Source organism: Ideonella azotifigens (genome assembly GCF_006519715.1).
GTDB classification, from domain to species: Bacteria; Pseudomonadota; Gammaproteobacteria; order Burkholderiales; family Burkholderiaceae_C; genus Ideonella; species Ideonella azotifigens.
In genome coordinates, this window is record NZ_VIDT01000154.1 from 1 (window position 1) to 9,928 (window position 9,928).

A 9,928-nucleotide genomic window follows, 5' to 3' on the forward strand; every position below is an offset into this window, starting at 1 on the left:
CCCAGCCTGCGGCCCGCCCTCAACGCCGCCTGCCAGACCCTGCGCTGCCGCGTGGCCAGCCCTTACGCGCTCGACCAGATCGTGCTGGATGCCAGCCACCTCAGCGCCACCGACAAGCCTGGCGTGCTGCGGCTGGACGCCGACCTGCACAATCGCGCCGAGCACCCGGTGCGCACTCCGGCGCTTGAGTTGAGCATTTCTTCTGACAGCGGCAGCGTGCTGTTGCGCAAGGTACTGCTGCCAGCCGAGCTGGGCCACGGCGACACGCTGGAAGCCGACGGCGCCTGGCACCTGGACCTGCGGCTGGACATTGGCGAGCTTCACGTGGCCGGCTACACGCTGGAAGTCTTCTACCCCTGAGCCCCATCGTTTCCTGATGCCCGGCGCCGGCCCCAAGCCGCTGCGCCGCCCTTCCTCCATCCGACAACACACCATGGCCAGCCTCGTCTGCGGTTCCCTCGCCTTCGACACCATCACCACCTTCCCGGGCCGCTTCGCCGAGCAGATCCTGCCCGAGCAGGTCCACATCCTGAACGTCTCGTTCCTGGTGCCCACGCTGCGGCGCGAATACGGCGGCTGCGCCGGCAACATCGCCTACACGCTGAAGGCCCTGGGCGGCGAGCCTGTCGTGCTGGCCGCGCTGGGCAATGACGGCGGCGACTACCTGGCGCGCTTCCAGCAACTGGGCATCGACACCAGCAGCCTGCTGCAGGTGCCTGACAACTACACCGCCCAGGCCATCATCATCACCGACCGGGACAACAACCAGATCACCGCCTTCCACCCCGGCGCGATGCAGCAGGCGCACGAGATCGGCCTGCCGGCGCGCGACGACATCAAGCTGGCGCTGATCGGCCCGGACGGCCGCGACGCGATGCTGCGTCGCGCCCGAGACCTGCATGCCGCCGGCATCCCGTTCGTGTTCGACCCGGGCCAGGGCCTGCCCATGTTCAACGGCGAAGAGTTGCGCGCCTTCGTCGCGCAAGCCACCTGGGTGGCCGTCAACGACTACGAAGGCCGCATGCTCAGCGAGCGCACCGGGCAAAGCCTGGCAGAGATGTCGCGCTCGCACCTGGCCGGCATCATCGTGACGCTGGCCGCCGAAGGCTGCGAGCTGTGGATCCAGGGCGAGCGCACACTGGTGCCAGGCGTGAAGGCCACCGAAGTGGTGGACCCGACCGGCTGTGGCGACGCCTTCCGCGCCGCGCTGCTGTTCGGCCTGGAGCAGGGCTGGCCGCTGGCACGTTGCGTGGCACTGGGCAACCAGATGGGCGCGCTGAAGATCGCGCAGCGAGGCGGCCAGAACCACGTGGTGGACCGCACGGCGCTCGGCCTCGGCTGACGACGGGGGGATGCCAGAGCGGCGACGCCCGATCGAGGAAGAAAGCCCGGCGCAAGGCCGGCAGGATGCCCAAAGAAAAGCCCGACGCAGGGCCGGCAGGGCACTCAAAGAAAAGCCCGGCGCAAGGCCGGGCTTTGGGAGTTGAGCCAAGGGCCGGCTTCACGCCGGCCCAAAGGCTCAGGGCTTGTTGCCCGTAGGGAACGGCCAGGCGGCCGCGGGGCTCAGCGCAGTCTTGGCTGCAGGCGCGGCGGGGGCAGAAGCCGCAGGCGCAGGCGCAGGGGTGGGCGCAGCCTTCTTGGCAGCGGCCTTCTTTGCAGCCTTCTTGGCGGGGGCCTTGGCCGTGGCGGTCTTCGCAGGCGCGTCGGCGACCTTCTTGGCGGGCGCAGCCTTCTTGGCCACAGGCTTCGAAGACACTGCCTTGGTCGCCGGCTTCACCGGCGCCACGGCCTTGGTTGCCGGCTTCACCGGTGCAAGCGTCTTCTTGGCCGGAGCCTTCTTCGCCGGAGCTGCCGCCTTCTTGGCCGGTGCAGCCTTCTTCGCCGGAGCCGCCGCCTTCTTGGCCGGTGCAGCCTTCTTCGCCGGAGCTGCCGCCTTCTTGGCCGGTGCAGCCTTCTTCGCCGGAGCTGCCGCCTTCTTGGCCGGTGCAGCCTTCTTCGCCGGAGCTGCTGCCTTCTTGGCCGGCGCAGCCTTCTTCGCCGGTGCAGCGGCCTTCTTCGCCGGTGCTGCCGCCTTCTTGGCCGGAGCGGCCTTCTTTGCCGGAGCTGCAGCCTTCTTGGCCGGAGCCGCCTTTTTGGCCGGAGCGGCCTTCTTCGCAGTTGCCATTTCAAACTCCTTGATCAAGTTGCAAAAATACCGGGCCGCTCGATACAGCCCGGCAATTCACCGCCCGCGGTGTTGTCCCGGCCAAAGCCGGGTGCCCCCTCGGTGCGGTGAATGGGGAGACGACTCGCCGCATGGTTTCTGATGCCCGTGCTGCACGCGTCGCGGATCTTGATCTCTCAACATGCTGGGAAGGACTGCTCTCTGGCAAGCCTCTTGAATGCGACAAGAGGCCGGTACAGGACCGGCCTCTTGTTCACCTTCAATCCCAGCTCAATGCGCCACCGGATTGATACTCGATGACGCGGGTTTCAAAAAAGTTGCGTTCCTTTTTCAGGTCAATCATTTCGCTCATCCACGGGAACGGGTTTTCCTCGTTCGGGAAGAGCGCATCCAGGCCGATCTGCGTGGCCCGCCGGTTGGCGATGTAGCGCAGGTAGCCCTTGAACATCGAAGCGTTCATGCCCAGCACGCCACGCGGCATGGTGTCTTCGGCATAGGCGTACTCCAGGTCCACCGCCTTCAGGAACAGCGCGGTGATCTCGGCCTTGAAGTCCGCGGTCCACAGCTGCGGGTTCTCGAGCTTGATCTGGTTGATCAGGTCGATGCCGAAGTTGCAGTGCATGGACTCGTCACGCAGGATGTACTGGTACTGCTCTGCGGCACCGGTCATCTTGTTCTGGCGGCCCAGCGCAAGGATCTGCGTGAAGCCGACGTAGAAGAACAGGCCTTCCATCAGGCAGGCAAAAACGATCAGGCTCTTCAGCAGCGTGCGGTCGTTTTCCAGCGTGCCGGTCTTGAAGTTCGGGTCCATGATCGCGCCGATGAACGGGATCAGGAACTCGTCCTTGTCGCGGATGGACTTGACCTCGTTGTAGGCGTTGAAGATCTCCGATTCATCCAGGCCCAGCGACTCGACGATGTACTGGTAGGCGTGGGTGTGGATCGCTTCTTCGAAGGCCTGACGCAACAGGAACTGGCGAGCCTCGGGCGCCGTGATGTGGCGGTAGGTTCCCAGCACGATGTTGTTGGCGGCCAGCGAGTCGGCAGTGACGAAGAAGCCGAGGTTGCGCTTGACGATGCGGCGCTCGTCTTCGGTCAGGCCGTTGGGATCCTTCCAGGTCGCGATGTCGCGCGACATGTTGACCTCTTGCGGCATCCAGTGGTTTGCACAGGTGGCGAGGTATTTCTCCCAGGCCCACTTGTACTTGAACGGCACCAGCTGGTTGACGTCGGTCTGGCCGTTGATGATGCGCTTGTCGGCAGCGTTGACGCGGCCACTGGAGACGGGGGTCGCATGCGAGGCTGTGACCACCGCAGCGCGAGCGGCGGCAGCTTGGACAGTGGCTTGCGCAGTGGACATCGCCGATGCGGCGGACGATGAAGAAGGGGTCAACGCAGACGGCGACAGGTCGGCTGTCCGTGCGCCGGCAGTCGGCTCGGGCGCGGTACGTTGAACAGGATTCGGCGGGGTACGAGCGTCGTCTTCCCAGACCAGCATGGCGTGTTTCCTTGGGGTGGAATTATCAGAGTGTTGTGTTCAAACACCAAGCACTTCTTGACAGCGCAAACGCCTGCGTGTTGCCTCTCAACATCGTCTCGATGCGAGCGATGCGGCAGGCTTCACGCAGCGCGTGGTGTGAACACTCGATGAGCCGATGAAGAGAAGCGCATCGCAGGCCTTGCATGCGGTGCGCTTCACGTTCACTTCAAGCTCACTGGCAGGCTTCGCAGGTCGGGTCGTCGACGCCGCAGAACTTGATGTCAGTCGCAGGCGTGGCCTGCTGCGCGGCCATCATGGCCTGGGCTTGTGCGGCCGCTGCGTCGAGCGCCGACATCACTGGCGCGGCATGCGAACCACCGATGCCGCCGGACGAGGGCACGCTGTTCATCGCACCCGCTGCGACCGTGCTCTTCTCTGCGTGCGTGGCACCCACGGTGCGCAGGTAGTAGGTGGTCTTGAGGCCACGCAACCATGCGAGCTTGTAGGTGTCGTCCAGCTTCTTGCCCGATGCGCCGGCGATGTAGATGTTCAGCGACTGGGCCTGGTCGATCCACTTCTGGCGACGCGCCGCGGCCTCGACCAGCCACTGCGTTTCCACTTCGAAGGCGGTGGCATAGAGGCGCTTGATGTCCTCGGGCACGCGGTCGATGCGGCGCAGCGAACCATCGTAGTGCTTGAGGTCCATGACCATCACGTTGTCCCACAGGCCGAGCTGCTTCAGGTCGCGCACCAGGTACTCGTTGACCACGGTGAACTCGCCAGACAGGTTGGACTTGACCGACAGGTTGCCGAAGCAGGGTTCGATCGACGCGTCCACGCCAATGATGTTGGAGATGGTCGCGGTCGGTGCGATGGCCACGCAGTTGCTGTTGCGCATGCCGTGGGTGGCAATGCGCTGGCGCAGCGCGTCCCAGTCCAGCGTCATGCTGCGGTCCACTTCGACGTAGCCGCCACGCTGCTCGGCCAGCAGGTTCAGCGAGTCCAGCGGCAGGATGCCCCGGTCCCACAGCGAGCCGTGGTAGGTCGAGTAGCGGCCACGCTCTGCCGCCAGGTCGGTCGACGCCCAATAGGCGTGGTAGCAGATGGCTTCCATCGACTGGTCGGCAAACTCGACCGCTTCCTGGCTGGCGTAGGGCAGGCGCAGTTCGTACAGCGCGTCCTGGAAGCCCATCAGGCCCAGGCCGACCGGGCGGTGACGCAGGTTGGAGTCACGCGCCTTCTTGACCGCGTAGTAGTTGATGTCGATGACGTTGTCGAGCATGCGCATCGCCGTCGACACGGTCTTCTTCAGCTTCTCCTGGTCGACCTTGCCATCCTTCAAGTGCTGGGCCAGGTTGACCGAGCCCAGGTTGCAGACGGCGATCTCGTCTTCATTGGTGTTCAGCGTGATCTCGGTGCACAGGTTGGACGAGTGCACCACGCCCACGTGCTGCTGCGGCGAGCGCACGTTGCAGGCGTCCTTGAAGGTGATCCAGGGGTGGCCGGTCTCGAACAGCATCGAGAGCATCTTGCGCCACAGGTCGCGGGCGGCCATGCGCTTGAAGAGCTTGATCTCGCCACGGTCGGCCTTGGCCTCGTAGGCCACGTAGGCCTTCTCGAAGGCGGTGCCGAACAGGTCATGCAGGTCCGGGCAGGTGGACGGGCTGAACAGCGTCCAGTCGCCACCGTCCATCACGCGGCGCATGAACAGGTCAGGCACCCAGTTCGCGGTGTTCATGTCGTGCGTGCGGCGGCGGTCGTCGCCGGTGTTCTTGCGCAGTTCCAGGAACTCTTCGATGTCCAGGTGCCAGGTTTCCAGGTAGGCGCAGACAGCGCCCTTGCGCTTGCCGCCCTGGTTGACCGCCACGGCCGTGTCGTTGACCACCTTCAGGAACGGCACCACGCCTTGCGACTTGCCGTTGGTGCCCTTGATGTAGGAACCCAGCGCACGCACGTTGGTCCAGTCATTGCCCAGGCCGCCGGCAAACTTCGACAGCAGCGCGTTTTCCTTCAGCGCTTCATAGATGCCGTCCAGGTCGTCGGCCACCGTCGTCAGGTAGCAGGACGAGAGCTGCGAGCGGCGGGTGCCGGCGTTGAACAGCGTGGGGGTCGAGGACATGAAGTCGAAGCTCGACAACACGTTGTAGAACTCGATGGCGCGCGCTTCGCGGTTGATCTCGTTCAGCGCCAGGCCCATGGCCACGCGCATGAAGAAGGCCTGCGGCATTTCGATGCGCTGCTCTTCGATGTGCAGGAAGTAGCGGTCGAACAGGGTCTGCAGGCCCAGGTAGTCGAACTGGAAGTCGCGGTCGGCCTTCAGTGCGGCGCCCAGCTTGGCCAGGTCGAACTGCAGCAGCTTCTCGTCCAGCAACTCGGCCTGAACGCCCTTCTTGATGAACTTCGGGAAGTACTCGGCGTAGCGGGTGTGCATGTCGGCCTGCGTCAGCTCCTCGCCGAGGATCTCGCGGCGGATCGTGTGCAGCAGCAGGCGGGCGGTGGCGCGGGTGTAGCCGGGGTCGCTCTCGATCAGCGTGCGCGAGGCCAGGATGGCGGCCTTGTAGACCTCGTCGATCGGCACGCCGTCGTACAGGTTGCGGCGGGTCTCGGCCAGGATCGGGTCCGGCTTCACGTCAGCACCCAGGTCGGCACAGGCCGACACGATCAGGGCCTGCAGCTTGGCCTCGTCCAGCGGCACGCGCTGGCCCTTGTCGATCACCGTCAAGGTGGTCACGGCCACCGGCGCCGCCTCCACGCCCTGGCGCGCACGCTCCTGCGACCGGCGCTCGCGGTAGAGCACATAGGCACGCGCCACTTCATGGTGGCTGCCGCGCATCAGGCCCAGCTCGACCTGGTCCTGCACGTCTTCGATGTGGAAGGTGCCGCCGCCCGGACGCGAGCGCATCAGCGCACGAACCACGCTCTCGGTCAGCACGTCGACCGTCTCGCGCACGCTGGCCGAGGCCGCGCCTTGCGTGCCATGCACCGCCAGGAAGGCCTTCATCAGCGCGACGGCGATCTTGTTCGGCTCGAACGAGACGACCGCGCCGTTGCGGCGAATGATCTGGTAGGCGTGGAAGGCACTGGCCGGCGCGGCGGCGCTGGCAGTGGAGGCGGCGCTGGGACGCGCAATGGCGGCGTCGACGGTGCTGGAAACAGCTTGCATGGATTCCCCTGTGTGGATTCGGTGAAGACGAAAGAAGTGCGGGCGCTGCGGCCGCTTCGGGTCCGCGCCTGTCAGGCCAAACGTCAGGTCAGACGTGGCCGGCTGTGGCAAGGCAATCGCCAGGCGTCACGGCCCTGAGGTGGGCGCGGCGCCTGGCGTTCGTCGACTGCTGCATCTCCACCCCCAGGGAGAAGCGAAGAGGTGCTGCTGGCAGCCCGCCAACACATGGCTGGCGGGGTCAAGCAAAGGCATGTCGACGTGCTTGAACATGGCGAATTTCCGAAACCCGAGGTTATCACAGCGGACGCTAGATGTAGGCTGGGAAACCCTGTCGGACACTACCGGTAGCGTCTATTTTTCCACCAAGCCAAGCCCGGAAGGGCTTGACTCGCCTTCGGAAATGCGCCAGCCGCGAGCTGCTCGGAAGGGCTGTGCGGCTCAACCGGCCGCGGGAAAACAGCTCACCGGCCAGCCCAGCCGGACGCGCAATGCGGCCCAGTCGAAGCCGGGGCCTGGGTCCTGCTTGCGGCCCGGTGCCACATGCTCGTGGCCGACCACTCCCTGCAGCGGATAGGCAGCCGCCAGGGCCGGCAGCAAGCCCGCCAGCGTGTCGTACTGGGCCTGCTCGAAGGTCTCGCCCTCCAGGCCTTCCAGCTCGATGCCGATCGAAAAATCGTTGCAGCCTTCGCGGCCCTGCCAGGCCGAGCGGCCGGCATGCCAGGCCCGCTGGTCACACGAGACGAATTGCAGCGGCTCGCCAGTCCGCCGGATCAGAAAATGGGCTGAGACTTTCAAGCCGCGGATGCCCTGGAAATACGGGTGCGCATCCCAGTCCAGCGTGTTGGTGAACAGGCGCTCGATCTCGTCACCACCGTATTGGCCTGGGGGCAGGCTGATCGAATGGATCAGCGCCAGGTCGATGCACGTGCCCGCCGGGCGAGGACCGAAGTTGGGGGACGGCACAGCCCGCGCACCGGACCACCAACCGTCACGCCACATTGCGTCACCCGTTTGCGGGACGCTCACGACAGGTCGTCACCGCCAGCGTCCTGCGCCGCCTCGGTGATGCCCAGACGCGCCATGCGGTAGCGCATCTGCCGCAGCGACAGGCCCATGCGCGCGCCGGCCGCCGTGCGGTTGAAGTTGTGCTGCTGCAGCGCCCGCACCAGGATGCCGCGCTCGACCTCATCCAGGTACAGCGCCAGGTCGTCCGGCAACGGCGGCGGGCCGCTGGCAACGCGGGGCGCCGCCAGCGCTTCGACCGGCACCAAGCTTTCGACCGCCAGCGCCGCAGCCTTGTCGGCAGGCTCCTCGTCGCCCGCGCTGTCCTCGAAGAGCGTGTCCGGCAGGCCCAGGTCGGCCGCCTCGATCAGCTCGCTGCTGCTCATCGCCAGCGCGCGGTGCAGCAGGTTCTCCAGCTCGCGCACATTGCCCGGGAAGCTGTAGGCCGCCAGCAGGCGCCTGGCGCCGGCCGACAACCTCGGCACCGGCGAGACGCCCGCGTCCCGCGTGATGCGGTCCAGCAAGGCGCTGCTGATGCTGTCCAGGTCGTCCAGCCGCTCGCGCAGCGGCGGCACCGGAATGCGGATCACGTTGAGCCGGTAATACAAGTCCTGCCGGAAGCGGCTGGCCGCCACTTCCGCGGCCAGGTCCTTGTGCGTGGCGCTGACGATGCGCACGTTCAGCGGCAGTTCGTTGACCGCGCCGATGGGCCGCACCGCGCGCTCCTGCACCACGCGCAACAGCTTGGACTGCATGGCCAGCGGCAGCTCGCCAATCTCGTCCAGGAACAAGGTGCCGCCATTGGCCGCCTGGAAGAAGCCGCTGCGGTCCTCGTTGGCACCGGTGAACGCGCCTTTCTTGTAGCCGAAGAATTCGGACTCCAGCAGGTTCTCCGGAATGGCGCCGCAGTTGACCGCAATGAAGGGCTGGCCCGCACGCGCGCTGACCTCATGGATGGCCCGCGCGACCAGCTCCTTGCCGGTGCCGGATTCGCCTTCGACCAGCACCGGCGCCATGCTGCGCGCGACCTTCTCGATCAGGTTGCGCACCTGCAGCATCGCATCCGAGCGACCGACCAGTTTGGCCAGCGGCGCGGCCGACACCGGCGGCGCCACCGCGCCCGGCGCTGCCACCGCGGGTTGCGACACCACCCGCCCCATGGCCGCAGCCACCACGCCGCGGAACTGCTTCAGGTCGACCGGCTTGGTCAGGTAGTCGAACGCGCCAGCCTTCAGCGCCTCCACCGCGTTCTCGGCCGAGCCATAAGCGGTGATGACGATGACCTTCTCGCTGCGGTTCTGCTCTTCCAGCCTGTGCAGCAGCGTCATGCCAAAGCCGTCGGGCAGCCGCATGTCGGTGATGACCAGGCGGAACACGCGCTGCTGCAGCAGCGCCCAGGCCTCGGCCACGCTGGCCGCGGTCTCTACCTCCAGGCCCTCGCGCAGCAGGGTCAGCTCATACAGGGTCAGCAGGTCCGGTTCGTCGTCGACGACCAGCACGCCATTCCCGGCGCTCAGCGATTCATTCATAGGTGCAGCCGGCCTTCCGCCGCGAGGCTGTCGCGGCGCATCACGATCAGGAACACATTGCCGTGGCGCACGCCTTCATGGCGCACATAGTCGATGATGGCCCCATGGCGCGCGCACAGCTCGCGGCAAATGTACAAGCCCAGCCCGGTGCCGCGGCTGCGCGTCGAGTGAAACGGCTCGAACAGGTGCGGCTCGACCTCGGGCGCGATCAGCTCACCGTCACTGGCCACGGCCAGCCGCGCAAACGCACCTTCCAGCGCCTCCAGCGTGACCACCACCGCGCCGGGTTGGTCAGTGGCATGGCGCAGCGCGTTGTCCAGCAGGTTCACCAGCACGCGGCGCAGGTGGTCCACGTCGAAAGACACGCCCAGCGTCTCGGCCGGCAACTGCACCTGCAACCGGCTGCCGGCGCCCAGCGGCAAGCGCTCGGTCTGGGCCCAGTCGGCAATGATGGCGCCGACTTCGGCACTGCCGTCCAGCGTGCGCGACGGCGCGCTGCCGCCGGGTGCGGCTTCCAGCACGTCATTGACGATGCGCTTGAGCCGCTCGACGTTGTCGGCCACGATGCCCACCAGCCGCTGCTGGTCCGG

Annotated in this window: 8 protein-coding genes; 2 read left to right on the top strand and 6 right to left on the bottom strand. The window is 66.4% G+C overall.

Translation table 11 applies throughout. The features are described from left to right. Together FKP22_RS11850 and FKP22_RS11855 are read left to right on the top strand one after the other, a co-directional pair. Positions 1 to 360: DUF3426 domain-containing protein (locus tag FKP22_RS11850; protein WP_141287699.1), on the top strand; the 360-nt coding region annotated here is incomplete at its 5' end. A 73-nt stretch (positions 361 to 433) separates the two neighbouring features. Further along, positions 434 to 1,342, top strand: coding sequence for a carbohydrate kinase family protein (locus tag FKP22_RS11855; RefSeq protein ID WP_141287700.1), 909 nt, complete (start codon positions 434 to 436; stop codon positions 1,340 to 1,342). Between the two features lie 177 nt (positions 1,343 to 1,519). On the opposite strand, the gene FKP22_RS11860 is transcribed toward FKP22_RS11855, so the two are convergent. The 6 genes from FKP22_RS11860 to FKP22_RS11885 form a co-directional block, all read right to left on the bottom strand. Continuing rightward, positions 1,520 to 2,164, bottom strand: coding sequence for a histone (locus FKP22_RS11860; RefSeq protein ID WP_141287701.1), 645 nt, complete (start codon positions 2,162 to 2,164; stop codon positions 1,520 to 1,522). Positions 2,165 to 2,423: 259 nt separating this feature from the next. Beyond that, on the bottom strand, positions 2,424 to 3,662 hold the full coding sequence (locus FKP22_RS11865; protein WP_211361383.1) for a ribonucleotide-diphosphate reductase subunit beta: 1,239 nt from the start codon (positions 3,660 to 3,662) through the stop codon (positions 2,424 to 2,426). Between the two features lie 214 nt (positions 3,663 to 3,876). After that, on the bottom strand, positions 3,877 to 6,807 hold the full coding sequence (locus FKP22_RS11870) for a ribonucleoside-diphosphate reductase subunit alpha (protein ID WP_141287702.1): 2,931 nt from the start codon (positions 6,805 to 6,807) through the stop codon (positions 3,877 to 3,879). A 438-nt stretch (positions 6,808 to 7,245) separates the two neighbouring features. Then, a complete protein-coding gene (gene ampD, locus FKP22_RS11875) occupies positions 7,246 to 7,806 on the bottom strand; it encodes a 1,6-anhydro-N-acetylmuramyl-L-alanine amidase AmpD (protein WP_141287703.1) in 561 nt (186 codons plus the stop codon). Between the two features lie 23 nt (positions 7,807 to 7,829). After that, positions 7,830 to 9,338 (bottom strand): sigma-54-dependent transcriptional regulator, encoded by a 1,509-nt coding sequence (locus FKP22_RS11880; protein ID WP_141287704.1) that lies wholly within the window; start codon positions 9,336 to 9,338, stop codon positions 7,830 to 7,832. Next, positions 9,335 to 9,928: sensor histidine kinase (locus FKP22_RS11885; RefSeq protein WP_141287705.1), on the bottom strand; the 594-nt coding region annotated here is incomplete at its 5' end. The genes FKP22_RS11880 and FKP22_RS11885, both read right to left, overlap by 4 nt.